This window comes from Paraburkholderia dilworthii (assembly GCF_000472525.1).
GTDB classification, from domain to species: Bacteria; Pseudomonadota; Gammaproteobacteria; order Burkholderiales; family Burkholderiaceae; genus Paraburkholderia; species Paraburkholderia dilworthii.
In genome coordinates, this window is the sequence record NZ_AWZT01000001.1 from 451393 (window position 1) to 477905 (window position 26513).

Here is a 26513-nt window from a genome sequence, read left to right on the forward strand (position 1 = left end):
CCATGCCGACCGTCAAGCAGGCGTTACCGTCGCCGTTCGCGTTCGAGCCGTCGAAGACGGCGCTCGTCGTGATCGACATGCAACGCGATTTCATCGAACCGGGCGGATTCGGCGCGGCGCTCGGCAACGACGTGTCGCTGCTCGCGGACATCGTGCCGGACGTCGCGCGGCTCATCGCGCACGCGCGCATGCGCGGCTGGCACATCGTGCACACGCGCGAATCGCACGTGCCCGATCTGTCCGATTGTCCGCCGGCGAAACGTCTGCGTGGGCAGCCGAGCGCGCGCATCGGCGACAAAGGGCCGATGGGACGCATACTCGTGCGAGGCGAACCGGGTAATGCAATCATCGACGCGCTCGCGCCGATTGACGGTGAACTCGTGATCGACAAGCCAGGCAAGGGGGCGTTCTACGCGACGCGGCTCGGCGAAGAGCTTGCGATGCGCGGCGTCACGCATCTCGTGTTTGCGGGCGTAACGACTGAAGTGTGCGTACAGACCTCGATGCGCGAAGCGAATGATCGCGGTTACGACTGTCTCGTGATCGAAGACGCGACCGCGAGCTACATTCCCGCGTTCAAGGAAACAACGCTCGCGATGACCCGTTCTCAAGGCGGTATCGTCGGCTGGACTGCGACGCTCGAACAATTGCTGGAGGCCGACGCTTGACCACACCGCCTGTCATCAACGACCCGGCGATCGTCGCCGAGGTGACCGCCGTGTTCGAAGCCTACGAACGTGCGCTGGTCGATAACGACATCGACACGATGAACGTGTTGTTCTGGGACGCACCGGAAACGGTACGCTATGGAATTGCAGAAATCCAGCACGGCGGCGAGGAGATTCGCGAGTGGCGTGAATCGTGCGTGCCGGTGCCGGCTTCGCGCAGACGGCATCGCACGGTCGTGACGACGTTCGGCCACGACTATGCGACGGTCAGCACCACGTTCACCAGCGACGCGACGCCGCTCATCGGCCGTCAGATGCAGTCGTGGGCGCGGCTTGGCGCGCACGATGCGCCGTTCGGCGGCTGGATCGTCGTTGCGGCGCACGTGAGTCAGATCGATGTGCCCGACGGACAAGCCGTCCACGGGAAACGCGAATAATGTTGAGAGCATTTGCAGGAGACTGGTCATCGAACGGAACCGGCTGACCGAAGCTAAAGACCCGATCGACGAACCCGACGACGTTGCGCCTGATGCGTCAAAAGTCGCGTTTGGCGCTAACCAGCTTGCCGAGCAGGTGTATCTGCAACTCAAGCACGACATTTTCGACTTCCGGCTGTTTCCAGGCGATCGCTTCTCGGAGACTGACATCGCGCAGCACTACGGCGTGTCGCGCACACCGATGCGCGACGCGCTGTTCCGTCTGCTGCGCGAAGGCTATCTGGAAGTGGGCTTCCGGCGCGGCTGGAAAGTGTCCAACATCGACTTCGAGCGGCTCGATCAGCTGTACGACCTGCGCATCGTGCTCGAACTGGCTGCCATAGAGCGTGTGACGAGCGGCTCGAACCATCGCGCGATCAACGCACTCAAGGGCATCTGGTGCGTGCCGCGCGACGCACGGGAAACCGATCCGGCGCGCATGTTCCGGCTCGACGAAGGCTTTCATCGCGGGCTGCTGGAAGCGACAGGCAACGCCGAAATGCTACGGGTGCACAACGAAGTGACCGAGCGCATTCGCATCGTGCGACGACTCGATTTCCTGAAACCACATCGCACCGACGCAACCTACAACGAGCACGCCACAATGCTCACGCTGATCGAACGCGGAAAGCTCGCCGAAGCGGGCGTTATGCTGCGCGCGCATGTCACGCAGAGCAGGCTCGAAGTCCGCAAGATCACCCTTTCGATGCTCGCGCAGGCGCGGGACAGCAAGTTGCCGTTTGTAAGTTGAAGTGACGGCGAACCGGCAAGACACTTGGTCGCTGGGTACACTGCAACGCGGAAGCCGACTTCCCGCACGGTTGGCACGCGCGCCAGCAACGGAGCGCGATCGGAGTCCTCATCAGGCAGATACCGTCGGTTCGCGTAGTTTTGTTCCTTCCGCACCGACCTCTGAAGCGGCGGTCCATGCTTCAAGGAACAAATTTGCTTCGGGATATTTTGCATGAAATTGTTCTTTCGGCGGGCAGCCGAGCCGATTTTGTAAGTTGCCCGACGTGGTCTACGAGTCGCGAACTTGAATTCCCTGCGAGGGCGTCTATGGTTCATTGCCATGCCCGCACGTGCGACGGTCCCTATTTGATGCGACGCGGCAGGCCTTTGATGCAACGCTTTTTATTGTTGACTTCACAGGCAGTGTTGGCCGGCGATCCCGCAGACTTTGCGGAGCTGGAATCGATACCGTCTCGAAGATCGTGGTTGTTGCTGCAGACTTTGACCCTTTCTCGTGCTTGGGACTTCGACAGTGGTTGCAGCCTTTTGACCGTTTTCCACTGCAGACTTTGGTGTCTCCCGATAGCAGATAACGCAAACCGGGCACAAGCCGGCGCCCGCTGCAGTGGTGGCAGCCAGTTGCGGCGGTGCTTGGGATTTGAGGCGAGCGCGGCGTGACAGCGAACCTGGGTGCGAGAACACTGCGTTGCGTCGGGTGGACGCGGATCGCATCGGTTCGCTTAATGGCGCTCGCTCAGTCCTGCTATGGCGAGGCCGCCCGCGCGGTCTTGGGATGTTCCGCGCGTAATGCTTGCAGGCGCAGCGATCGTCGCGGCGCCGGCATATCCCGCTCGATCAAAGTTCAGGCTTGAGCCGATACAGTTCCGGAACGAGCGCGAGCAACAGTCGCTTCGCCGAAAAGAGCCGCGGCGAGATATGAGTGGCGACATACCACGTCGCTGCCACGTTCATGCTCCGCAGTTTCAGATCGGGGCCGACCAGTGCGCTTGCAAAATGCAAGTCGCCCAGCGTCTTGCCGATGATCTCCTGCTTGATCCTCGCGCGCGCCGGTGGATCGAGTGCAATGAACGACAACTCCGACATCTCGTGGAGCAGCCGGTACATGCTGTTGTAATGGTGCAGCGTTTTGGTGGTGAACATCGTCGAATCCATTCGCAGGCGTCTTTTGAATAGCGCCTGATTCAGCACCGCGAGCTTGAGTCTTTGCTGCAGCAGCAATGCGGCGAAAAAGTGATTGTCTTCGTACACGATGCCTTCTATGAAGCGCAGGTTTCCGATGGCCGAGCGCCGTGCAACGAAGCAGCACGGCGACACGAAATAACGCCCTTGCCGCAACGACTCGACGACGAACTCTTCCGACCACAACATCGCATTTCCCAGCGGCCGCCGATAGCCGTTGACTTCCTGCTTGTACATGGGGGCGTCGTTCGGAAACACTGCGGCTTCGAACATGACGGCGTCGACCTCGGGGTCGCTGAATTCCCGATGACAGACGCTCAACGTATAGGTGTCTATGATGTCGTCGCTGTCCATGTAGTACACATATGAGCCGGTCGTGAGCGACGTGCCCAGATTGCGCGCAGCGGACTGTCCGCGGTTGGGCTGATACACGTACCGGAATCGCGTGTCGTTTTCGCAATAGCGTTGGGCAATCGCGGCGGTGCCGTCCGTGGAGCCGTCGTCCACAATGATCGCTTCGAAATCCGTGAAGGACTGACCGGCGATGCTGGCGAGCGCATCGTCGAGATAGTTCTCCACGTTGTAAGCCGGCACGATGATGGAAAAAGCTGACATAGGGCACCTTGATTGTTTGACGAAACAAAACCGCAACTCAACCGGCATCCGCGCCGCGTGCCTCGGGGCCCGCCGGCGACGTAACCGGCATGAGGCCCGCGCCCCGGGAGGCAGGAGCGACGCCGCGAAAATACAGCCACACGAATGCCACCGCGCCGACCACTTCCGTCAGGATCACGGCCACGATCGTTCCTTTAGCGCCGCCGTAGCGGGTCAGTGGAACGACATAGAGAAGATGCAGAACCGTTGCGCCGAGAAACACATTGGTCAGAGAGCGCGCCCGTCCTTGAGCGAGCAGTCCCAGATCGCCGAATACGACTGCGACGCTGATGATCGGCGGCAATACGGCCTCGAGTCTGAGTAGAGGAATCGACGCATGAAATTGCGGACCAATCCATGTTTCGATGCCCCACGCCGCGAGCAATTCGATACCGACAAAGAGGCTGATCGAGGTTGAGAACACGGCGATCATTGCCAATCGCATCAGACGTCTCGCGGCTTGCGGATCGGTCGCATGGTATTGACTGATGCGCGGATAGAAAGCCTGGCTGATCACCATGAACATGGCTTGCGCGGCCACGCGTATCTTGTCCGCCATCGCGAACTGTCCGACGACTTCCGGTCCGTGAAAGTAATTCAGCAGAATGGAATTGAAGTTCACATAGAAGCTGATCAATACAAAAGAGAGAAATAACGGAAAGCCGTCCTTCAGCGCCTCGACAATCTTTCTGGTGGATGTGCCGACGAGTTTCACCAGTCGATTGCGATGAAGAATCCACAGCGCGCAAACTGCCAGCAGTACATTCCCGAGACTTACGCCAAGTGCTGCGAGCGCGGCATCTCCAGGACCTTTCACGGCGACGTACACGAAGGCCAGACCGACGAGCCGTGAAAGAAACGTCGGCAAGACTAGCGCGCGCATGCGTTCGAGGCCCTGGAACAGCCATATCGGCGTAATGGCGTTGGCGACGATTCCGAGAAACAGCGCGGCCAGCACGTCCATATGCTCCCGCAGGTCCGGCACGAACAGCACGCCTGCAACGATCAGCAGGAGTGCCGCCACAACGAGCACGAGCCGTGCGGCGGACGTGCTCGTATAGACCTCGGCCAGCCCGCGTGGATCGCCGCGGCTGACGGACACAAGCCGCGTTGCCGTGAAGTTGAAGCCGTAGTCGGTCAGCAAGACCATGTATTGCGCAACAGCCTGACAGTAGGCCAATACACCGAACTCTCTCGCGCCGAGTACATGGCCGAGATACGGCAACATCAGCAACGGTACGATGTAATTGCCGCCCTGAATCAGAATCAGATAAAGCAGCGTCTTACGAATCGGAGTTGTCATATCGATTGGTCTGATGCAATGGTGGCTTTCTTGCGTAAGCCGCTCTAAAGGATCAGGTGCCGTTGCGCGCGGAATTCGGTGGGCGACATGCCATACCTTTCCTTGAAAAGACGGCCGAGGCGGTTGCCGTCGCCCATTCCACACCGCCGTGCAATCTTTCCAATCGGAACATTGGTAGAACTTAGCATTGTGCGGACAACTTCAAACCGCGTACGCAGCAGGTACTCCAACGGCGTCATGCCGAACTCCTGCTTGAAACGGCGCCGGAAATTGCGTTTGCTCATTGCGGCAGATTCCGCTGCCTGCGCAACGGAAATCGGCTTGCTGTAGTTTTCTTTTATCCAGCGCGCGGATTCTCGAACCTTGCTGACCGTCGTGAGCGATTTGGCGTCGCCTTCCCGGGGGCTCGTGGGCTTGACCGCATTAGTCTGGAGTTCAAGGGCAACCTTGTGCGCAATGTGCGGACCCAGATCGCGCTCGATTTGCGAGACGGCCAGCTCAGCCGGTGTGGCGCCGCCTGCGCGCGATGCCGCGAAATCGTCGTCGAATAGAAAGACGGGCACCGCCAGCCGGGAGGCGTTCTTGTAGACCATCGCAAGCTTCGAACCTTGCGTGATTCGAAGCGATGCAATAGCGCCCTGCCGGGTAATCCACGAATGAAGGCGATCGTTCGGCTCGGTCGTCACCGTTGCGTCACGGCACGCCACGAAGAATGCGTGGAAGTCGCTGATGTTGTAATGGTTCAATTGTTCGGTGGCAATGGAGATTCCGCACGAACTGGTGACAAGGCCTCCAAGGTCCGACAATACCGTTAGCCGGTAGGGCGCCTCCTCGCCACGGGCCAACTCGGCCGCGTTGGCAAGGTGGAAAGCATCCCCAATGGCCCCTGCCGTTGCAGTGAAGAAGTTCTGCGACACGAGAAGGCCAATGTGCTTCGGCAGTTGTGAATAGTCGCGTTTCTCATTTACGCGCGAACTTGAGAATTCAACGAGATCCATCACGATTAGGGCTCCAAATATATTTATCAAATGCACATAGCCGGTTTTGGCGATAGCTGAATTGTAGTGACAGCGGATTCGGCCAACGTCCGCTTGATCGGCGGCACAGCCGCCAATTGCTTGTCGCGCTTCGCCAACACGCGGCTCCTTGAAACGCCGTCATCCGCGCCGTTTTGCGGCTTTTAAAGCGCCGGCAATCGACCAGAAGATCCGTACCGGAATCAATACGATCGATACGACGGCGACCATGCGCCCCGCCTTCTTCCGCGATTGCTCCCGCTCAGGCAGAACCTGGGCGAATGCGGCGGCGAAATTCCGTTGGCGAGATGCTGAACCGTTTGCGAAATAGCTTCGCGAGTTGCGATCCGTTACCCATGCCGCTGCGGCGAGCAATCTTGTCGACAGGAAGATCGGACTCGGACAGTAGCCGGCACGAGCGCTCCAGACGAGCCCTCAGCAAATACTCCGAGGGCGTGGTGCCGATCTGCTGCCGAAACCGGCGCAAAAAAGTCCGCTCGCTCATTGCGGCGGCCTGAGCGACATCGGCGATCGAAATGTCGTGCTCGCAGTTTTCAGTGAGCCATTGCGCCGAGGCGTGAATCTTTTCGTCTTCCCTATTCGGCTTGCCAGGCGTTGCGGAACCTCTGCGGCTTGCGTATGGAAAAAAGCTGATGCGTATTTCCGCAGGGCGCGCAATCACCGCGCCATGATCTGTGCGGTCCAGGATCCATACCGGCGCAATTAGATCTTGACAATCCAGGCTGGATCTCACAATGGATGCAAGCGTCGCGTCGGTATCGGGTGCAATGAGCATCTGCAATTTATCGGCGCCGTCGTGTGCGCGGCGGTGAATGGACGCAGGGCCCCCGGAAGCGAGACTTTCGAGATCCATTTCATCTTCGCGGGGCTGAAGATCATTGCTCGAAACGATATCGATGTGTGCATTCGTATTAATTAGACGTAGTACTTGTGCCGCGTTATCCATCGGTAGGAGGCAACTAGCGGGGCCGAGTTTATTCATGCTGTCTCCTGGTGTTCAAGATCTAACGATTTAGTGGTTGGATGCCGGTCAGGTAACAGTGCTTTATATGGGCATAGGCCGAAGAAGCGTCTACGAGGACGATGCTTACGCAATCTTTCTTCGTGCAGGATTGAATGAAAGGATACGCTGTAAGGCTAGTTGCATGCTCACCTAAATTCAGCCTCAAACAGCCAACCTTGGCTGAGAACGCAGACCTGCGTTAAGGCATGCCGCTGAGTGCAGTAGCGCGAACGCCGAGGCGTGGAAAGTTCAACCTGATTACCCAAAAAATGCCGGTAAATGCACTGGAAATTCGGCAAGAAGAGTGCGTCATGCAGAATGCGTGGACATATATACGCAGGAATGCAAATTAGGTGGAAATAAGTTTTATTCGTAGTTGTGGAATTGCTCGACCGTGTCACGGTCGGACAACATCGGGTGTGCATCGGTCAGTACTTTGATTGCGCACACCGCGATCACGTCAGCCGGCATCGGTGTGTAGTGCGGCTTCCCTTCCGGCGTCGGTGCCCTCGCGCTGCGAAGAGTTCTGCTGCCATGCGTTTGACTCTTCGAGTCCGGTGTATCTGCGAATGACGTTGCGCGTGATCTGCTGCACCACGCCATTGCTCTTCGCGGCGGTGTCCATTAGCGCGCGAGCCCAGTCAGTCGTGCCTACGTTAAAGACTTCTCCCGCGCTGCGGCGGCCGTCACGCAGCAGCGGACGGAATATGCCGATCGCGCAAGTTCCGCCCATCTCCCAACCGGTAAGACGCTCCGTGAGCGCCAGCGTTTCAAATGCATCGTCAGTCCATTCGGGCGGCATGCCATCGGCCTCATAGCCGACAAGGCGATCTTCCGCGCCAAACGTCTCACCCTTTTGCAGTTGAGTACCGGCGAATACCCAATGCTCCGGCCGTCTGACCGTAAAGCCGATTGCCTGGCGCTCGCACTTGACCCAGCGCCGACGCCAGCGCGACCACGTACCCCAGTGGCCACCGCCGTGCTTATAAGTCAGTCCAATCAGGTTGCTTTCATTGCCGCTTACTCGAGGGTCCAGGTCAATCCGCTCTCTGAGCACGTCCCAGTTCTCCGCGAGCTTGCGCATTTCAGTGAGCTGACCGGGATCCGGGCCGATAAACCTCACAGGTCGATAGCACGTATTGCCGCTGAAAACGGCAACCTTTCCGCCTTGCGTGACGAAATAGGCGACATGTGCGCGCATTTCTTCGCTCCAGTACTCGTGATGACCGACGCTCAGCATGCAGCGGTAGTGCGTCAGATCGAGAGCGGTCGCGCTATGCAGGTCGAGGTCCGTATAGAAGTCGCAGGCAATGCCTTCGTTGCGCAGCCATCGGATGAACTTCGCGTCCCAATGAGCGAATTGCTGGCGGGTCGAACGCGTGTCATAGGGATCGACCGGTTCGCCGAGCAGGGCGCCGAGGCCGCCGCCCGGGCGACGCAGGCTGACCGTGTTCACGGCACGATAGCGGTGAACGCGGTCATCGTAGAAGCTGCCGCCGCCCATCGAGTTATAAGCGTGGTAAGTCGCGGTCGGAATGATGTACGCAAGAGCCGCCATGGGTGTACGTGGACGGGCGATGACGAGCGCCATGCTGTCGCTCTCGGGTGGTGCCGCGAATATCGGCCGGTGCGCGGCGCACGACCGCCCGATTTCCTGTGTCGGCTTGCCGTCGGCATCCACTTCATAGGCGATCGCCACATACGCGCCGCTGCGCAAGCCCGACACGTTCGGCCGGATGGTGATGGTCGGCCAGTTCCAGTCTTCGTCGAAATGCATCGGCGCGCTATTGCCGGCCGACTCGAATACGTACTTGCCGTCCTTCAACGTGGCCGTCACACCGTTCTTACCTGCGACGACCACACCGCACAGGCTCGTCAGCGAGTCGTCGTCCTGTTGCTGATAAATGGCGATGCTAAAGCGCCTGTTCGGCTGCACGGCCAGTTCGAAGCACGCTTGCGCGACAAAGCTCGGATGAATAGGGTAGATCTGCATGCTCGCTTCCTCGCCGCTATCAAGCCGGCAGTAGCTGACTTGATGAGTTCCGGTTGCATTGCAACGCACGACCAACGTCATGCAACCGTTTGCTTGTACGCGCAAACTGTCGGCGCATCTGTGCGCTATGCCTCATTCGACAGTGACCGACTTCCCGGGATTGCGCGGCTTGCCGCCGTCGGTGTCTCGCGCGCAGGCCGTGTGATATGCAACTGCCACAGCACCACGTGCTGGATCGGCGACAAACTGCCGTAGTGGTTCGGCATGGATTACGTGAGCGCCACTGCTTCTACGATTCCGCACATGGAAGATCTCCTATCCGCAGCGATCAGGACGGACGCAACTGATGTGTTCGATGTGTTGCATTGCAACCAAGCATAAATACGGCAAGGTAAGCCGCGTTGAACGCGGCGCGAAACGTTGAACCGTTGTCCGGTAAATGGGGCGTGTTGGTTTCATACGCAACAACGATGAAACACGGACATGCTGTTTCGTCATTGGACAAATGACATTGATGCTCTCGCGAAATGAGCTTTAAACGATGAGAATACGTCGCACTACCGCATTCATCATTTCAAGGAGCGATCGAACATGTATGCAATTACCGGTGTGACAGGGCAGGTGGGCGGCGCAGCAGCACGCGCCTTATTGGCAGCAGGGCATCGAGTCCGCGCTGTCTTGCGCGACAGGACGAAGGCCGCGCAGTGGAAGGAGCGCGGCGCCGAGGTCGCGATTGCGTCATTCGAAGACGCCGATGCGCTCGCCGCGGCGTTTCGCGATACCGCCGGCGTATTCGTGATGATCGCGCCGAACTTCGCGCCACAGCCCGGTTATCCGAACGCGCATGCCGCAGCCGCTGTACTGAAAGAAGCGCTGACCGACGCACGGCCCGAGCGCGTTGCGGCATTGTCTTCGGTTGGCGGTCAGCGTGAGTCCCGCCTGGGACTCATCACGCAAGTACATATTCTGGAAGAGGCGCTCGCGGACCTGCCATTACCCACGGCCATCATGCGGCCCGCGTGGTTCATGGAAAATTCGCTGTGGGACATCGCGCCGGCGCGCGAGACGGGTGTCATGCCGGGCTTTCTGCAACCGCTAGAGCGCGCCTATCCGATGGTCGCCACGGCGGACATCGGCCGGGTTATCGCGGATACGCTTGCCCAGTCGTGGCAGGGGCGACGCGTCATCGAAATAGAAGGTCCGCAGCGCTACACCCAGCACGAGATCGCGGCGCTGCTTGGCAGCGTGCTAAAGCGCGAAGTAAAAGCGCAAGCGGTGCCGCGCGATCAATGGGAGGCGTTGTTCCAGGCACAAGGTACGGCTTGGCCCGCGCCGCGCATCGAAATGATCGATGGCTTTAACTCCGGCTGGATCGATTTCGAAGAAGGTGGTAATGAGCATGTGATCGGCGAGACCGGCTATCTGACAGTGCTGGCCGAACTCGTCAAGCGCGCTGGTTGATCAGTACAGAGCGGTGCGAAACACAGGTCGAAGAATAGCGCGGCGTAAGGTTCCAATTAAAGCTCCAATCAAAGTCAGGCGGCGCCGCGCTTTTTCCATTGCCTCAATCCACAGTCCTCTATCGATGTCTGTGCGCCGCCGCTCATTCGCAATTAAAAAATCGACTGTCCCGTATAGGTCGTCAACCATTCGAGTGCGAGAACGCCGGCTAGCGAATTGCCATTTGCATCGAGTCCGGGCGACCACACGCACGCTGCCATTTCTCCGGGCAACACGGCGACGATTCCCCCGCCCACACCGCTTTTCGCCGGCAAGCCAACGCGGTAAACAAAATCGCCAGCCGCGTCATAAGTGCCGCACGTCAGCATCAGCGCGGAAAGACGTTTTGCGGAACTCGTGTCGAGAATCCGCTCGCCGGTGAACGGAGCCACGCCATGATTGGTCAGAAACAGTGCCGCCTTCGCCAGTTCGACGCAACTCATCGAAATCGCGCATTGCCGACAATACGCGTCGACCACGACTTCCGGCGGCATTTCCATATTGCCGAAGCTCGCCATGAAATGCGCCATCGCGCGATTGCGGTGGGCGTGCTGCAACTCCGACTGGGCGACGCGCGAATCGTAGTCGATGCTCGTTTCGCCTGTTAAGCGCCGCATGAATTCGACGAGCGCGGTTTCCGCCTGCACAAAGCGCCGGCATAGCACGTCGGTCACGATCAGCGCGCCCGCATTGATGAACGGATTGCGCGGCTTGCCGTGCTCCGCCTCGAGTTGAACCAACGAATTGAAAGCATTGCCCGACGGCTCGCGGCCGACGCGCTGCCACAACTCGTCCCCGAGCAGCCGGAACGCCATTGTGCAGGCGAATAGCTTCGAAATGCTTTGAATGGAAAAACGCGTGTGCGCCTGACCGGTCGTGAATACTTCGCCGGATGCCGTGACGATCGCCATGCCGAAGCTGTCGGCGGGAACGGTCGCCAGTTGCGGAATGTAATCGGCGACCTTGCCCGTGCCGAGATAAGGCCGCAAGTCGCGATGGATCTGTTCGAGGACGGATGCGTAGTTCATAAGGCTCAACCCAGTGGAGCCGCGATTCTACTGGGAAAGCACCCGCAAGTTGTTCATGCGGGCGCCACGCGCAGCTTTTGCGAGCCGCAGGCGACGTCCGCGCCGTACGGTCAATGCGCGCCGGCTGCGTCCTGAGCGCCACCCTTCGCGGGCCGCGTAATCCAGATCAACGGAATGATCAGAATGAAGATGATCGCCGATACATAGAAGATGTCGTTCAGGCCCATCATCGCCGCCTGTGTGTTCACGGTGAAATCGAATAGCGCGTGTGCCGATTGCGTGTTCATATGCAGCAACGACTGCGTCGAATCGATCTGTTGATTGAACAAGGGGTTGTCGACGGAGGCGCGTTCGGTGAGCCTTTCATGATGCAGTACCGTGCGGTTGTTCCACGCGTTGCCCGCGACCGAGGTGCCCACCGCGCCGCAAAACACGCGCACGAAGTTCGACAGGCCGGCCGCCGCCGGAATTTTGCTGGGCGGCTGGCCGGAGAGAATGATCGAGGTCAGCGGCACGAAGAAGAGCGCCATCGGAATGCCTTGCAATAGCGTGGGTATCACGAGATGCCAGGTGTCGATTTCGATCACGTACTTTGAGCGCATATAGAAGACGATCGCGAAGCCGACGAAAGCCATCGTGGAGATCACGCGCGCGTCCGAGCGCGGCAGCACGCGGCCCATCACCGGCGCGAGAATCACGGCGAAAATGCCGAGCGGCGCGGTGACGAGACCGGCGTCGACTGAGCGGTAATTCAGATACTCCTGCATCCACTGCGGCAACAGCACGAGATTGCCGAAGAACACGCCGTAGGCAACCGAAATCGCAATCGTGCCGCCGAGAAAGTTGCGCTCCCGAAAAAGCCGCAAATCGACGATGGGGTTCTCTTCTGTCAATTCCCAAACGAGAAAGAACGCGAAACTGATCAGCGCGGTAATGCCGAGAACGACGATAACCGGCGAGGCGAACCAGTCGAGATCCTTGCCCTTGTCGAGCATGATCTGCAGCGAAGCCACCCACGTAATCAGCAGCCCGAGCCCGACCACGTCGATTGGCGGCTTGCGGGTGGACGACTCGCGAGTGCGATAGATCATCCACGTGACGCCGGCCGCGAACAGGCCCACCGGAATGTTGATGTAGAAGATCCATGACCAGCTGTAGCTGTCCGTGATCCAGCCGCCGAGTGCCGGACCCGCAATCGGGCCGACGGTGGCGGTCATCGCCCATAGCGCGAGCGCGGTCGACGCTTTCTCCTTCGGATACGAGCCGAGCAGAATGGCTTGCGACAGTGGAATCAGCGGGCCGGCCACCGCGCCCTGGAAAACCCGCGCGAGCAGCAATATCGGCAGCGTCGGCGCAATCCCGCACAGCCACGAGGCGAGTACGAACATCAGGATCGCGCCGACAAACAGCTTGATCTGGCCGATGCGTTGCGTGAGCCAGCCGGTGAGCGGAATCGAAACGGCATTGGCCGCGGCGAACACGGTGATGACCCAAGTGCCTTCGTCGACAGAAACGCCCAGGTTGCCAGAAATGGTCGGAATCGCGACGTTTGCAATCGATGTGTCGAGCACGTTCATGAATGTGGCGAGCGCGACGGCGATGGTCGCGAGCACCAGTTGCCCGCCTTGCAGCGGCGGCGGAGCGGGTGGAGCGGACGCAGGCGCGGAAGACGCCGCGGACGTAGGTTGGCTCAAGACATTCTCCCGGATCGATGTGCCGCGGACCTCGCGCGCCGGTGCGCCTGCGTTGCTGCGCGACCACATGGGCATGCGCCGCTTATGTGACGCCGAGCGATGTGCGGCATGTGAGGTATGCGCGAGGCGGCGGGTCCGCTGGATGCTCGCAAAAGGATACCTGTATTCATCTCCCGACGTCGCCGACGCGTGCACGCGGAAGCGCCATGAGCAAGCCGACAGCGTATGCTCGCGGCTAGGGCCGAACCAGAGTGCATATTGCTGCGTCGAGCGATGCGCGAGACGGCCGCCATCAACCGCAATTAAACCGGGCAAAGGAAACCAATATGGTGTGGGAACAATTCGAACACGGCTGGCGGCGCGCGCCGCTGAGCGCGCCTGCGAAGGGGCTGGTGGTGCTGATGCACGGCGTGGGCAGCAACGCGCGCGATCTGATGCCGCTCGCGGACATCTGGAGCGAGCGTTTGCCGGATGTGGCCTTCACGTCGCTCGACGGCACGGATCCCTTCGACGGCGGTTTCGGCGGACGTCAGTGGTTCAGTCTGCGTGACATCAGCGAAGGCAACCGCGAGGCCCGTTCGGCAACCGCGTACGCTGCACTGCGCCGCATGCTCGAAGCGGAACTCGCGCATTGGCAGCTTGCTTTCGGGCGGCTTGCGCTCGTCGGCTTTTCGCAAGGTTCCATCATGGCGCTGCATCATGTGGCGACGAGCGCGGAGGGCGCCGCATGCGTCGTCGGCTATTCGGGGCGGCTTGCTTCGCCCGTCGTCGCGCATAACGGCACGCCGCTCACGTTGATCCACGGCGAAGAAGACGAGGTGATTCCGGTTCAGGAGCTCGAATACGCCGCCGACGCGTTCAGCGCGGCCGGCTATACCGTCGACGCCTACGCGTTGCCGGGCGTCGGCCACACGATCAGCGCGGATGGTGTCGCACTCGGCGAGCAGGCGCTAGAACGCACGCTGGGCGCGTTGTCGCGGGATTAATACGGTTCGCGTGAAAAGCGGCCCTAAAGATATTGATCCGCTTGCCGTTAACTGCTCATAGCACGAAAATCACGCCCGCCGCGGGACTGCGCAATATCCGCGGCCTGGGTGACCGGGGGCGCATTTTTCACACAGTCGTGCATGGGCGCTAACGACGCAACTGAGCGACGCTACTGAGCGACACAACAGAGCCTTATGGCCACATCGACGCCGCATCACCCGCTTTTCGACCGACTGTTCCGCCAGGCTGTGACCGTAGACCTCGGCACGGCCAACACGCTTATCTATACCGACGATGGCGGCGTCGTGCTCAACCAGCCGTCGGTTGTCTGCTTCGAAAAAGATCACTCCACTGCGCCCAAACGCGTCGCGGCGGTCGGCACCGAGGCGCGCCAGCTTCTCGGCCGCGAGCCGCGCAATCTGGAAGCCGTGCGGCCCCTGCGCCACGGCGTGATTGCCGACTTCTCCGCTGCCGAGCACATGATCCGGCAGTTCGTCGACATGGCCCGCCCGCGGCAATTGTTCAGCCGCCGCGCTGCATTCACGCTGTGCGTGCCGGCGGGCGCGACCCAAGTCGAGCGTCGCGCGATCAAGGAGGCGGCGGTTGCGGCCGGCGCGTGGAAGGTGAGTCTGATCGGCGAATCGCTGGCGTCGGCGGTCGGTGCGGGCTTGCCGGTGTCGGAGGCGACCGGCTCGATGGTCGTCGATATCGGTGGCGGTACGACTGAAGTCGGCGTGATCACGCTCGGCGGCACCGCGTATAGCGGCTCGATCCGCGTAGGCGGCGACAGTTTCGACATGGCGATCATCAGCTACGTGCGCAATCTATATGGCGTGCTGCTCGGCGAGCAGACCGCCGAGCATGTGAAGAAGAACATTGGCTCGGCCGTGCGCGATGTGCCCGCCGAGCACATGAACGCGACGGGGCGCAGCGTCGACGACGGTCTGCCGCGCACGGTGCAACTGAGCAACCACGATATCGCCGATGCAATCGAAGGGCCGTTGCGCCAGGTGATCGGCGCGGTGAAGCGCGGGCTGGAAATGGCGCCCGCCGAGCTCGTCACCGACATTGCGCATAACGGCATCGTGCTGACGGGCGGCGGCGCGCTGCTCGGCAATCTGGAGCGGCGCCTGACCAACGAGATCGGCCTCGAAGTGCGCGTAGCCGACGAGCCGCTGACCTGCGCGGTGCGCGGCGCGGGCGCGGCAGCCGCTGCCGGCCTGCTCGACGAAATCGCTTACGAGTGAGTTGAGCCGAACCCGCCGCGTTCTTCTTTGCGCGACACGGCAGGTTTCCGTAAGCGCGCGTGGCGCGAGCTTACCGGCTGTCACGCGCATGGCGCGGCTATGTGACAATACGCGTCGCGTCCCGATTGTAGGGACCGGTAATCACCCCTGTTAGTCCACCAATTCATTCGACCGGCGCCGCGCCCCGCATTGCTGCGCTGTCCCGAACCGTCCGTGAATCGATCCGTTTCTACTTCGTCCATTGCTTCGGCGTCATTCATCGAACTGCAAAGCGGTCTGCGCATGCCTTATGTCCAGGCTGGCGAGGGCGAACTGCTGCTGTTCGTGCACGGCTCCCTTTGCGATTACCGTTACTGGCAGCCGCAACTCGCCGGGCTTTCGAAGCATTACCGCTGCGTCGCGGTGAGCCTCACGCACTATTGGCCGATGACCGCTATCGAGCCCGCCGCGCCGTTCAGCTGGAGCGCACATGCGGATGAGCTCGCGCAATTCATCGAGCGTTTCGGCATGGGCGCGGCCCACGTGGTCGGCCATTCGCGCGGCGGCTGCGTCGCGTTTCATTTCGCGCGACGACACCCGCAGCACGTGCGCACGTTGACGCTCGCCGATCCCGGCGGGCCGTTCCAGATCGCGGGACGCCCGAGCGCAAGCGTGCCCGGAACGGTCAATGCATTGCGTGCAAGAGCGGCGCGACTGATCGAAGCCGGCGACGTGGAGACGGGCTTGCAACTGTTCGTCGATTCAGTGAGCCGCCCCGGTTTCTGGGCGATGAGCACGCCGGCTTTTCGCCGCATGGCAACCGACAACGCAGCCACGCTCCCGCTGCAATTGCGCGATCCGTTGCCTGCCTATGTGCCCGAAGAAGCAGCGCAGGTGCGTTGCCCGGTGCTGCTGATCGACGGCGAAAAAAGTCCGGAGATGTTTCGACGCACCGCGGCCGCGCTGCAATCATGGTTGCCCGATGCGCGCCGGGAAACGGTGCGCGGCGCGTCGCACGGCATGAATCTCGCGCATCCTTCGGCCTTCAATCGTTACATCGACGAATTCATTCGCGCGACGAGCGCCAGATGACCCGCAGACCTTTCACGCCGATTGCTCAGGCCTTGCGATGCGCGTCCTTGTCGAGCGCGTGTTCCGCCGCTTCACCGACGAGACCGTGATAGTAGAGATGCACGCCGATCGCAAGCGAGTCGTTGCGAATTTCGTGAAAGGCTTTCCACGCTTTCGCCGGATCCTTGAACAGCAGATAGTGCGCCTCGTGCGCGATCAGATCGGCGACTTCATGCAAGCCGTGTCCGTGTAATACATCGACGAGCGCATCGAGGCTGCGATGCGTGCGTGCATCGGTACGCGGATAGAGCATGTGCAACACCGCCACGTCCTGTGTCTTCAAAGCCGCCGACAACGCGACGACGATATCCTGGTGGTTCAGCGCGCTGACGGCGCTGTCTTCGCTATGGACGTGGTCCGGAAAAAGCGTTTCAAGAGAGGCGTTCATTCGGGTTCTTCCTGTTCTTCTGGCTGATTAAAAAGGCCCGCCGAAGCGCGGCGGGCCAAAGACAGCGATGTGTTCGCCGGGCAAGCAGAACACGAATGCAGTATCTCAGAAGTGCCGTTGAACACTCAGTCCAGCCAGAGCAACACATTGTTGCTGTTAGCGCCCCGAACCAGTCTTTGGCGAAGCGAAAGCCGGCGCGAGGTTGCCGGCGCAAAGAGGCGTCTCTCTGCACGTGCTGTGCCACGGAAAAAAACCGAAACTCCCCGGTGATAAGTTCGTCTGACGAGACGAGACCTTCTACAATCGGAAGCGACCGGGCACCCACCCGCGGCAACCGCAAGTGAAGCGAAACGCAGCAGCGAACCCATAGGAGCGAACCTGATGCAGCAGCCTGAAGCCCTCGGCGGCCTGTCCCACTCGGGCGGAATCGATCATCGTGAATCCGAGCCGGACGGCGCATTCATCCCGACGGAAAACCTCAACGTTGCAAGCGCCACCCAGCATGTGCTGAAGTCGGGCGACACCTTCATCGTCAACGATCCTCTCGGCGATATCACCGGCCACGACGATGGCCTGTTCGTCAACGATACCCGCGTGCTCTCGCAACTGCGCCTCACGTTCGGGGGCCGCGCGCCTTCGCTGCTCTCGGGCAGCGTCAGCAGCGACAACACGTCGTTCACCGCGCATCTCACCAACCGCCCGTTGCCGCCGCTCGGCGGCGACAGCACGCCTGAAGGCGTGATCCACGTCGAGCGCGTGCGCGTGCTGTCGGGCACCGTGCTCAATGAAGCGATCGAGCTCACCAACTACGGCGCAAGCGACGCAATACTGCCGCTGTCCATTTCCTTTGCCAGCGACTTTCGCGACATGTTCGAAGTGCGCGGTCTGAAGCGCGCGAAGCAGGGGCGTATCGAGCCGGCGCGCGTCGAGAACGACGAAGTGCTGCTTGGCTACGTCGGCCTCGACGATGTGGCGCGCAATGTGCAGATCGCATTCGCGCCGCAGCCCGACAAGTTGTTCGCCGATCGCGCCGACTATACGGTCAAGCTGCCGGCCCAGGCCTGCGTGTCGATCTATCTGTCGGTTGCGGTTCAAGTGATCGCGAAAACGCCGGATGCGCCGGGCGCAGGCGTGTCGTCGCCGACTCATCCTGTGAGCGAAGCGCATATGTCGCAGATCGACACCGAGCGGCCGCGCGTCGGCCGCGCCGCGGTGCGCGCGGCACTGGTCGATGCGCACCTCGTCATGCGCGAACGGCGGCGCGTGACCGCGCGCGTGCGTTCGAGCAATCCGCTCTTCAATGCGTGGATCGACCGCTCGCTCGCGGACCTCGGCTTGTTGACCACCGACCTCACGACCGGACCGTATCCGTATGCGGGCATTCCGTGGTTCTCCACGCCGTTCGGGCGCGACGCCGTGATTACGTCGTTGCAAACCCTCTGGTTGCAGCCGCAACTTGCAGCGGGCGTGCTGCGTTTTCTTGCCGAGCATCAGGCGCGCGAGAACTCGCCGTTTCGCGATGCCGCGCCGGGCAAGATCATGCATGAAATGCGCAAGGGCGAAATGGCGGCCACCGGCGAAGTGCCGTTCGCGCTGTATTACGGCGGCGTCGACACCACGCCGCTTTTCATCGTGCTGGCGGGCGCCTATGCGGCCCGCACCGGCGATGTCGCGCTGATCGACGAACTGTGGCCCGCGCTCGAGCGCGCGGCCGGCTGGGTCGCGGGTGTATGCGACAAGAACCGTTATGGGCTGCTCGACTATCAGCGCGAGTCGGACGGCGGGCTTGCCAACCAGGGCTGGAAGGACAGCCACGATTCGGTGTTCCATGCGGATGGCCGCTTCCCCGATGGCCCGATTGCACTGGTCGAAGTGCAGGCCTATGCAAGCGCCGCATTCGACACGATGGCGCATTACGCGAAGCTGCGCGGCCTGCACGACGCGGCCGCGCAGTACAAGGCGCGCTCGAAGAAATTGCGCGAGTGCGTCGAAGAGAAGTTCTGGATGGAAGAGTCGGGCTTCTACGGCATCGCGCTCGACGGCCACGGCGAACTGTGCCGTGTGATGGCGTCGAACGCCGGCCACCTGCTGGCTTTCGGTTTGCCTTCGCGCGAGCGCGGCGAAGCAGTCGTGCGGGCGCTCGACTCCACGCTGTTTCACACCGGCTGGGGTGTGCGCACGCTGGCCGCGAGCCAGTCGCGCTTCAATCCAATGGCGTATCACAACGGCTCGGTCTGGCCGCATGACAACGCAATCTGCGCGCGCGGGCTTTCTCGTTACGGCGGCAAGGCAGCGGCGGTGCGATTGCTGCAAGCGCTGTTCCAGGCGGCGGTCAATTTCGACATGCGCCTGCCGGAGTTGTTCTGCGGATTCCTACGCCGACGCGGCGAGCCGCCCACCGCCTATCCGGTCGCCTGCCTCCCGCAAGCCTGGGCAGCGGGCTCGCCTTTCATGATGCTGGAGGCGTGCCTCGGCATCACGATCGACGCCGAACGCCGCGAAGTGTTGATCGAGCAGCCGATGCTGCCCGAAGGCATCGACTGGCTCGAACTCGGCGATCTGAAGGTGGGCGACGCATCGGTGTCGATCACGTTCCGCCGCATCAGCGAGAAGGTGGTGGCCTCGGCCGAGCAGGGCGATGTGCGGGTTGTAGCGCTTCTCTGACATCACGTGCACCGATTGCGGCGGCGCGGCCGTTGGCGGACTGATCCCGTCGGCCAACGGCCGGGCTTCAATCGGGCTTCTTCAGGCCGCTGGGATTGCCGGGCGTGCCGGGCGATGCCTCGGGACGCGGCGGCCGCCCGCCGTCGTCTGGTGCAACGATGATACCGGTGCCCGGCAGTAGCGACGTGCTGCCCGTCGTCGGCGTGGAAGCCGGCGCTTGAGGCCTCGCGCTGTTGCTAGTCGAGCCCACGTCTGCACGCGGGCGGCCAGCGCCCGTGCCCTGCGCGTGGGCCGTTACTGCCAGGCCGAGCGCCAATGCAAAAATTGCGAAGAGTCTCGTGGGCATGATGGCTTCCTCGGCCTGAGTTCGGCTATCGCGCGCGACGCCGCGCATCTGCATCGGCGGATATGCATAGTGAATTCTTAGCGCACGCCGGAAGACGGGTCAATCGGGGGGAAATACTCCGTTTTCATTGCGCGCCGGACAGCCAGCGCTGACTTGCCCACCACGCTCGAATGCGGTTGCTGTTCGGTGGACAGGCTTAAGTTTTCGCTTAATCGTGCCGATATTGCATTGCCGGGACACGATAAGGAAAACGTTCATTGTGGTCAGCCTCAAAGTAGTCCTCCCCTCAGCGTTTGCCGTAGCGATGCTTTGCGCATGCGCGCCTTCCATGCCAGTCCAGAGCACCGAGTTCACACCGCTTGTCGCGGTACAGCCGCGGGTTCGCGTGGTGAAGCCGGTTTCTGTACGTCTCGCGTCGGGCTACTCGCGCGAAGTGCGCGCGGGTTCGTCGTGGCGGCCAGTGGGACACATCTCGCAAGGCAATGTGCTTCGACCGGTGGGTTTTGTTTTCACTATCGAAGGCCGCCAGGTTCACGAGGCGTATCTGGTCACGAAAGCGAATACCCTGGTCGGTTTCTTTTTGCCCGGCGAATCCCGTTTTTCCCCATTGAATCCTCCCCAACCCATAACAATCGAGAGAACCGATGACTAAGTTGTTGAAAACAGTAGCAGCGGGCGTGTTCGTGGCGTTTGTCGCGTCGGGCTGCGCCAGCGGTCCGCAGTACAAGGAAGTGGCGTCTTCCATTCCCACGTTGAAAGAGGCGCAAGGCCGAATTTATTTTTACCGTTCCAGCTCGATGATCGGCGCCGCGTTGCAGCCCTCCATCAAGGTGAACGGCAATCCGGTCGGAAAATCGCAGCCGGGTGGATTCTTCTATGTCGACGAGCCCGCTGGTCAGTATGTCGTGTCCACCGCAACCGAGACCGAAAAGACTGTGTCTTTCAAGCTCGACGCCGGTGAAACGAAATACGTGAAAACCAGTGTGGGATTCGGACTGCTGGTCGGGCGGATCATCCCGTCGATCGAATCGCCCGATGAAGCATTGAAGAACCTCGAAGATCTGCATTACGTTGCGGCTCCGACTACGGCCGCGCAAAAATAAAACAACCGCTTCGGGGATGCGCGCTCAAGCAGTACCGATGCTCGCATCCCAATCGGCATCCGGCTCCAGCTCGATTTGCACGCGGGATATCCGATAGGTGCCTTTCCCCGCCTTCTTTGCGCTGTACATCGCCTCGTCGGCGCGCCTGATCAGCTCGTCGACGGGTTCGTGCGGCTCGGCCAGCGCAATACCGATGCTCGTGCCGATACTGATCATGCCGCCCGGCACCAGAGAATACGGCTTCGCTATTTCGCGGATCACACGCTGCGCAATCGCAACGATCGAAGGCAGCGCTGCATCTTCGACGATGACGGCAAACTCGTCACCGCCGAGGCGCGCGGCGAATTCGCCGTGCCGGAGCGACTGTTTCAGGCGCGCTGCCACCGTCTCCAGAACCTCGTCGCCGGCGGTATGGCCGTGCCGGTCGTTGACCTGCTTGAAGCCGTCGAGATCGAGGTATAGAACGGCGGTCCGCGTATCGCTGTGGGAGTGCGTTCGCAAAAGAATCTTCTCCAGACGCTCGCGCAGTTCGCGCCGGTTCGCGAGTCCGGTGAGCGAGTCGTGGCGAGCCAGATACAGCACCCTGGCTTCGCTTTGCCTGCGTTCGGTCACGTCCTCGATGATGACGACGGCGCTGCCGTCGGGCACAGGATTTCGCGTCAATTCCAGGTGACGGCCGTTACGTAGTTCCAGCGTGAGGGGTCGCCGTTTTTCTTGCAGCCAGGCGGTGCATCTTTCCATGAAATGCGCGCGCAGCGTCTCGCCGAAGTGCACAAAGCCGACATGGCAGATGAACTCGGGAAGCGGCACGTTCAGTTTCAGCATGTCGACGGTCGTGCCGAACAACTGCGCGGTGCGGCTATTTGCAATGACGACTTTTCCCGACCGGTCGATGGTGCACAACCCGTGCGGCATGTGCGTGAGCGCGGCGTCGAAGCGCGCCGCGAGCTCGGCATGATTCTGCTCCGCGATCATCAGAGCGACGAGTCCCCGGTAGTGGCGCTGCACGATAGACGTCATTGCGCCGACGTAGAGAAGCAGAGGCGGCACGAGTATCCAGGAACCGTCGGTGGGCGAGAGCAGTGCGCCAAACCCGATGGGTATCGACACGACGCATATCTGCGCGATCGCAAGGCGCGGGACCGCGGCGTTCCTCGAAGCGACTCCGCCGAGCGTGCCCGATGCGACCATGATCGCGAGCGATGCCAGAGTAGTGTCGGCGGTGCTGACGCATCCCATCGTCCCCAGTCCGAGCATGAGGCTCGTAGCGAGGCACAATGGAGCGTAAGCCGCGGCCCACGGACGCGGATTGACCGCACCTTTGCGGCCATGCGCGGCGTACGCGTGGATGACGCTCAGGCGTCCTAGCAAAACCCACGCGTCGGAGAGTAGCCAGACGATCGCCCACGGCTGATGCAGGCGCATATAGGCCACCACGGCGACGAACGTACTGGCGACCACTGACATGAGCAGGGGCCATCGGTTGTCGAAAAGCGTCGACAGCAGGCGCGCGCGGATAGATGGCGATACGGCTGCGCCCAGTTCGGGCGGAGTCGCGAGAATCGACTTCGAAACGGAAAGATTTGCTGCCATGATGCCGCTCGGTCAGTGCGGGGCGGAGCTATGTTCCTTGTCTTAACGGCGAGGCGGAGCGGTTCTTTATGGGGAATTGCCCGGAGGTGGAGTGTGCGGGGTTGGCGATGTGGTCCTGGAACCAGGCTCTTTGGGCACAATGAGTTAATCGCGGTCAACACGCTGATCGACCCGATCAAGTCCCTGTCGCGACATGGTCCAGTTTCGCTAAGCAAGACCGGCGGATCTTCGACGCTAATGCCAACGGATTAAGCGGTACGGTTAAATCATCATGGTATCGCTGTTTGCGCGCTTACGGACCCGCGACTGCAGGCACCGTGCTTTCGGGGGCTGCGCCCACGGGCACCGCGGTCGCAGGTAGCGCTCGATAACTCCGGTCGAGATACGCAGCAATGCTGACGCAGATAGTGATCACGAACCCGACGTTCAACATACTGAAGTTGCGTAATTCTCCGGGATAGCAAAACGCCAGGAATAACGGCACATTAACCAGCAGCGCAATCTTCAAATGCTGTCGCACGGCCGGCAAAAGTTTGCCCCACGCGGTGCGCACGAGCGCCGCGACCAAAACGATATTGATCACATGGAAGCCCTTGGTCATTGGAATGCCGTAGTTGTATTCGAAGCCTATGTAACTCGACGGATGGGTAAGGAAAACGAGATTCTGCATCAGGTGGTATGTCACGACGCCGCCGCCGTTGTGCGCGTACTTCAGCTTGATCACCACGTTGACCGCCGCTGCGACGACCAGCAACACGCACTGGAGAGTCAACGTTGCTTTAACCGAAAATCGGGAGCGCAAGAACGGGAACAAGGTGAGGATGAAAAAGAAAAAAGACTCCTTGTTCAACGTCGCCAGTGCGGTAATCGCAATGAGCCATAACACCCGCCCTCGCATTGATAACCACACCGCTATCGCCATGAAAAGAAGCTCCGGCGGATCATAGAAATAGCCGCCAACGGTGAGGATAAGCGGCAGGATCGCTGCAAAGGCGATCGGCGCCAGCGTGGCGGCAACCCGGTTGGGCTGCATGTCGATGCATACCGCGCGCAAGGCGAACATCGCCAGCAGAAGCGACGCGAATGACATGGCATAGATCAGGTAATAGCGTAGGGCGTATTGGGGGTTGCGGGCGTCGACGGCATTTGGGTAGAACTGTGCAATGGGACGATAGTTGCGCTTTTTGTCGAACAATATAGCGGTGGCGTGATCACGGACGCTGACCGGCAGCGCGTGCTCAATGCTGTTGGCAATGAGCGGCAATAGTTGCCGGTATACATACGGGCGGTCGGCGGTTCCGTCGACCATCGCAGGGAGCGACGCCTCGGTCGCAAACAGAGCTGGCATGTCCTCGCGAAACTGCCACTTTGTGAAGAAGCCGCTGAAGGACGCGGAAGCCACCACGAAATAGATGAAAGCGAGAAAAAGCCAGCGAATGCCCGGACGGGAAAGTGGTTCGTTCAACAAGGCTTCCTCCAACAAGATGGATTGCTGGCAAGGCGCCAGGCATCTTTCCTACCGCAGTCGCCGCATGTGGCCGCGTGTCCCCGCAGGAATACCCGGAGCAAAAGAACTGCACTGGCTGATGTTCCCTGTTTTTCGGGACGATGAAGGTGGCCTATCGCACGGATAGAAACGATAAGCCGCGTACTATCGTATGCAAATCACCCTAAGCAGGCTGTTCATAGGCCGACTGTTCGTTGCGTCGGCATACAAGCAAAACTGCCGACGACAGCCCGAGGTAAAGCATGTCCGATGCAAGCATTCCCCTGTGTGTCGATCTCGACGGGACGCTGACGTGCACCGATCTTCTTGTTGAGTCTTTTCTCGTTCTTTTTAAAAGAAATCCTCTCTATGCGTTCTACTGCATCGTGTGGTTACTGCGAGGCAAGGCGAATCTGAAAGCACAGATTGCTTCGCGCGTGGCAATCGATGTGTCGGTGCTTCCGTACGACCCGAGGTTTGTCGAGTTTTTGCGCGAGGAACAGTCGAACGGGCGCGACCTGTACCTTTGCACTGCATCGAATCAACGATTCGCGGAACAAGTCGCCACTCACTTCGGCTTTTTCAAAGGTGTCATGGCGAGCAACGAGGCGCGTAATCTGTCCGGCAAAAACAAGGCAGGCGCGCTATCGGCGGAATTCGGTGTCGGTGGCTTCGATTACTGCGGCAACGCGCTCGCCGATGTCGCCGTCTGGGAGCAGGCACGCAGGGCGATTGTCGTGGGAAGCCGTCATATCGCTGCCGCGGCGCAGAAGGTCAACAATACGATTCTTTTCTTCGAGCAGAAACGTTCCTTCGTGCGCCTCGTCATCAAGGAAATGCGGGTTCATCAGTGGGTCAAGAATCTGCTCATCTTCGTGCCGCTGCTGGCGTCGCATCGCTTCACCGATGTCAATTCCATCATCGCCGAAGGCATCGCCTTTTTGTCCTTTAGCTTTTGCGCGTCATCCGTGTATTTGCTGAACGACATGCTCGATCTCGATGCCGACCGGCGTCACGTACGCAAGCGCAACCGGCCGTTCGCGTCAGGCCAGCTATCGCTGACGTTCGGTATTTTTCTGACGCTTGCGCTGCTCGCGGCAAGCGCCGCGCTGACGGTTTTGCTGCCTTCTGAATTCGGCCTGGTGCTGGCGTGTTATTTCGTCGCGACCGTTGCTTATTCGTTCGCGCTCAAGCGCATGATGCTCGTCGACGTCTTTACGCTCGCCGTGTTGTACACCGTGCGTATTGCCGCTGGCGGCGCGGCCGACGACATTCCGCTTTCGCATTGGTTGATCATGTTTTCAGTACTTATCTTCCTGAGCCTTGCGATGGTCAAGCGCTACACCGAACTCGATGCACTCCTGTTGCGAGACGGCGAATGCGCGGTAGCAGGGCGCGGTTATATCACTCAAGACCTGGGGATCCTGCGTTCATTCGGTACCGCCTCCGGATACCTTGCCGTGCTGGTCCTTGCGCTCTACATGAACTCTTCCGAAATCAGCATCCTGTATCATCATCCACACGCCCTTTGGTTCTTGTTCGGCCTTTTGTTGTACTGGATCAGCCGGGTCTGGATGCTTGCATTCCGCGGCCAGATGCACGACGATCCAATCGTGTTTGCAATCAAGGACCGGCTGAGCATGCTGGTCATCGGCCTTTGCATCACGACAGTTATTGTCGCTATTTGACTGGTTCCCTTCCGTTCCTATGTCCTATTTATTTCTTTTTCTGAGCGGTACTTTTAGCGCGATGGCCAGTATTTTGTTGCGTGTGGCCGGGAAAATAGTCATTGCTCAAGGAGAGGTATTGATAGCAGGGTTTGCTAGCCGACCCTTGCTTTTACGGATGGCGGCAATTGGTGCATACGGAGCTGGATTCCTGTTTTATGCGCTGGCACTAAGGCGCGTTGAACTCAGCGTTGCCTATCCATTGATGGTCGCGGTAACGATCCTGGAAATCCTGTTGTTCGGCTTTTTTTCCGGCGAGGCGGTATCGCTGCGTACCTTGGCGGGCGCGGCGCTTCTGTTCGCCAGCGTCCTGCTGCTGTATCTCCCGGCGCCAGCACCGGTTCGGCCGTGAGAGTGCCTTGCGGCTGGCCCATTAGATGCGCCGCATAACCTGGCGAACTGACGATGGGGCGGATCAAAGGTTGCAACGAACCCGCCTGCTGCCGCGCGCCCCCAAACATTCGCAACAAACGCATATCGAACCGTCCTCCCATCAGCCCGTCCTGCACCCCGTTCCCCCCCATCCCCAGTGGTAACATTTGTTGTCACGCCTCTCAACCCTCCGCCGGACCAT

At 60.4% G+C, this 26513-nt stretch carries 23 protein-coding genes; 12 read left to right on the top strand and 11 right to left on the bottom strand.

The window, feature by feature from the left end; all coding sequences use genetic code 11:
- Nucleotides 1-2 precede the first annotated feature (2 nt).
- From F759_RS0102400 to F759_RS0102410, 3 genes are read left to right on the top strand one after another with little or no spacing between them, the layout of a single operon-like run.
- Nucleotides 3-668, top strand: a complete 666-nt coding sequence (locus F759_RS0102400) for a cysteine hydrolase family protein (protein ID WP_027798426.1) — start codon at nt 3-5, stop codon at nt 666-668.
- Nucleotides 665-1105 carry an oxalurate catabolism protein HpxZ gene (hpxZ, locus tag F759_RS0102405; protein ID WP_027798427.1) on the top strand — a complete coding sequence of 147 codons (441 nt, stop codon included), beginning with the start codon at nt 665-667 and terminating at the stop codon, nt 1103-1105. The genes F759_RS0102400 and hpxZ overlap by 4 nt, the downstream gene beginning before the upstream one ends.
- The gene (locus F759_RS0102410) at nt 1065-1895 is read left to right on the top strand and encodes a GntR family transcriptional regulator (protein WP_027798428.1); all 831 of its coding nucleotides are present in this window, start codon (nt 1065-1067) and stop codon (nt 1893-1895) included. Before hpxZ ends, F759_RS0102410 begins: the two co-directional genes overlap by 41 nt.
- Nucleotides 1896-2731: 836 nt before the next feature.
- On the opposite strand, the gene F759_RS0102415 is transcribed toward F759_RS0102410, so the two are convergent.
- The 5 genes from F759_RS0102415 to F759_RS0102445 form a co-directional block, all read right to left on the bottom strand.
- The gene (locus tag F759_RS0102415; RefSeq protein WP_027798429.1) at nt 2732-3691 is read right to left on the bottom strand and encodes a glycosyltransferase family 2 protein; all 960 of its coding nucleotides are present in this window, start codon (nt 3689-3691) and stop codon (nt 2732-2734) included.
- A gap of 37 nt (nt 3692-3728) precedes the next feature.
- Entirely contained in the window at nt 3729-5033 is a 1305-nt protein-coding gene (locus tag F759_RS0102420) for a flippase (RefSeq protein WP_027798430.1), read from the bottom strand.
- A 44-nt stretch (nt 5034-5077) separates the two neighbouring features.
- Complete coding sequence (locus F759_RS0102425; protein WP_027798431.1) at nt 5078-6031, bottom strand: GlxA family transcriptional regulator; 954 nt, start codon at nt 6029-6031, stop codon at nt 5078-5080.
- A 280-nt stretch (nt 6032-6311) separates the two neighbouring features.
- Nucleotides 6312-7052, bottom strand: a complete 741-nt coding sequence (locus F759_RS0102435) for a helix-turn-helix domain-containing protein (protein WP_027798432.1) — start codon at nt 7050-7052, stop codon at nt 6312-6314.
- 481 nt (nt 7053-7533) lie between these two features.
- Nucleotides 7534-9066, bottom strand: coding sequence for a N,N-dimethylformamidase beta subunit family domain-containing protein (locus F759_RS0102445; RefSeq protein WP_027798433.1), 1533 nt, complete (start codon nt 9064-9066; stop codon nt 7534-7536).
- Between the two features lie 591 nt (nt 9067-9657).
- Between F759_RS0102445 and F759_RS0102455 the strand changes: the two genes are divergently transcribed.
- The gene (locus F759_RS0102455) at nt 9658-10527 is read left to right on the top strand and encodes an NmrA family NAD(P)-binding protein (RefSeq protein ID WP_027798434.1); all 870 of its coding nucleotides are present in this window, start codon (nt 9658-9660) and stop codon (nt 10525-10527) included.
- A 152-nt stretch (nt 10528-10679) separates the two neighbouring features.
- Here F759_RS0102455 and F759_RS0102460 read toward each other — a convergent pair whose 3' ends face one another.
- Complete coding sequence (locus F759_RS0102460) at nt 10680-11594, bottom strand: glutaminase (protein WP_027798435.1); 915 nt, start codon at nt 11592-11594, stop codon at nt 10680-10682.
- Nucleotides 11595-11704: 110 nt separating this feature from the next.
- A complete protein-coding gene (locus tag F759_RS0102465) occupies nt 11705-13288 on the bottom strand; it encodes a DHA2 family efflux MFS transporter permease subunit (RefSeq protein ID WP_027798436.1) in 1584 nt (527 codons plus the stop codon).
- A 326-nt stretch (nt 13289-13614) separates the two neighbouring features.
- Here F759_RS0102465 and F759_RS0102470 point away from each other — a divergent pair, with 326 nt between their 5' ends.
- The 3 genes from F759_RS0102470 (at nt 13615) to F759_RS0102480 (ending at nt 16593) form a co-directional block, all read left to right on the top strand.
- Nucleotides 13615-14274 (top strand): alpha/beta hydrolase, encoded by a 660-nt coding sequence (locus F759_RS0102470; protein ID WP_027798437.1) that lies wholly within the window; start codon nt 13615-13617, stop codon nt 14272-14274.
- A 195-nt stretch (nt 14275-14469) separates the two neighbouring features.
- Nucleotides 14470-15522 carry a rod shape-determining protein gene (mreB, locus tag F759_RS0102475; RefSeq protein WP_027798438.1) on the top strand — a complete coding sequence of 351 codons (1053 nt, stop codon included), beginning with the start codon at nt 14470-14472 and terminating at the stop codon, nt 15520-15522.
- Nucleotides 15523-15735: 213 nt separating this feature from the next.
- On the top strand, nt 15736-16593 hold the full coding sequence (locus F759_RS0102480; protein ID WP_209440467.1) for an alpha/beta fold hydrolase: 858 nt from the start codon (nt 15736-15738) through the stop codon (nt 16591-16593).
- Nucleotides 16594-16618: 25 nt separating this feature from the next.
- Here F759_RS0102480 and F759_RS0102485 read toward each other — a convergent pair whose 3' ends face one another.
- Nucleotides 16619-17020: a hypothetical protein gene (locus F759_RS0102485; RefSeq protein ID WP_027798440.1), complete on the bottom strand. Its 402-nt coding sequence runs from the start codon at nt 17018-17020 to the stop codon at nt 16619-16621.
- A gap of 381 nt (nt 17021-17401) precedes the next feature.
- Between F759_RS0102485 and F759_RS0102490 the strand changes: the two genes are divergently transcribed.
- Nucleotides 17402-19684, top strand: a complete 2283-nt coding sequence (locus F759_RS0102490) for an amylo-alpha-1,6-glucosidase (protein WP_027798441.1) — start codon at nt 17402-17404, stop codon at nt 19682-19684.
- A gap of 67 nt (nt 19685-19751) precedes the next feature.
- Here the strand turns inward: F759_RS0102490 and F759_RS0102495 are convergent, their stop codons facing one another.
- Nucleotides 19752-20030: a hypothetical protein gene (locus tag F759_RS0102495; RefSeq protein WP_027798442.1), complete on the bottom strand. Its 279-nt coding sequence runs from the start codon at nt 20028-20030 to the stop codon at nt 19752-19754.
- A 328-nt stretch (nt 20031-20358) separates the two neighbouring features.
- On the opposite strand from F759_RS0102495, the gene F759_RS0102500 reads away from it, so the two are divergent.
- Both F759_RS0102500 and F759_RS0102505 read left to right on the top strand, forming a co-directional pair.
- Complete coding sequence (locus F759_RS0102500; RefSeq protein WP_244438775.1) at nt 20359-20682, top strand: hypothetical protein; 324 nt, start codon at nt 20359-20361, stop codon at nt 20680-20682.
- On the top strand, nt 20675-21133 hold the full coding sequence (locus F759_RS0102505) for a DUF2846 domain-containing protein (protein WP_027798444.1): 459 nt from the start codon (nt 20675-20677) through the stop codon (nt 21131-21133). The genes F759_RS0102500 and F759_RS0102505 overlap by 8 nt, the downstream gene beginning before the upstream one ends.
- A 24-nt stretch (nt 21134-21157) precedes the next feature.
- Here the strand turns inward: F759_RS0102505 and F759_RS0102510 are convergent, their stop codons facing one another.
- The gene (locus F759_RS0102510; protein WP_027798445.1) at nt 21158-22726 is read right to left on the bottom strand and encodes a sensor domain-containing diguanylate cyclase; all 1569 of its coding nucleotides are present in this window, start codon (nt 22724-22726) and stop codon (nt 21158-21160) included.
- A gap of 292 nt (nt 22727-23018) precedes the next feature.
- Nucleotides 23019-24191: a hypothetical protein gene (locus tag F759_RS0102515; protein WP_152530571.1), complete on the bottom strand. Its 1173-nt coding sequence runs from the start codon at nt 24189-24191 to the stop codon at nt 23019-23021.
- A 284-nt stretch (nt 24192-24475) separates the two neighbouring features.
- Between F759_RS0102515 and F759_RS0102520 the strand changes: the two genes are divergently transcribed.
- The gene (locus F759_RS0102520) at nt 24476-25900 is read left to right on the top strand and encodes a UbiA family prenyltransferase (RefSeq protein ID WP_027798447.1); all 1425 of its coding nucleotides are present in this window, start codon (nt 24476-24478) and stop codon (nt 25898-25900) included.
- On the top strand, nt 25887-26291 hold the full coding sequence (locus F759_RS0102525) for a DMT family transporter (protein WP_244438776.1): 405 nt from the start codon (nt 25887-25889) through the stop codon (nt 26289-26291). Before F759_RS0102520 ends, F759_RS0102525 begins: the two co-directional genes overlap by 14 nt.
- The last annotated feature ends 222 nt before the right edge of the window (nt 26292-26513 follow it).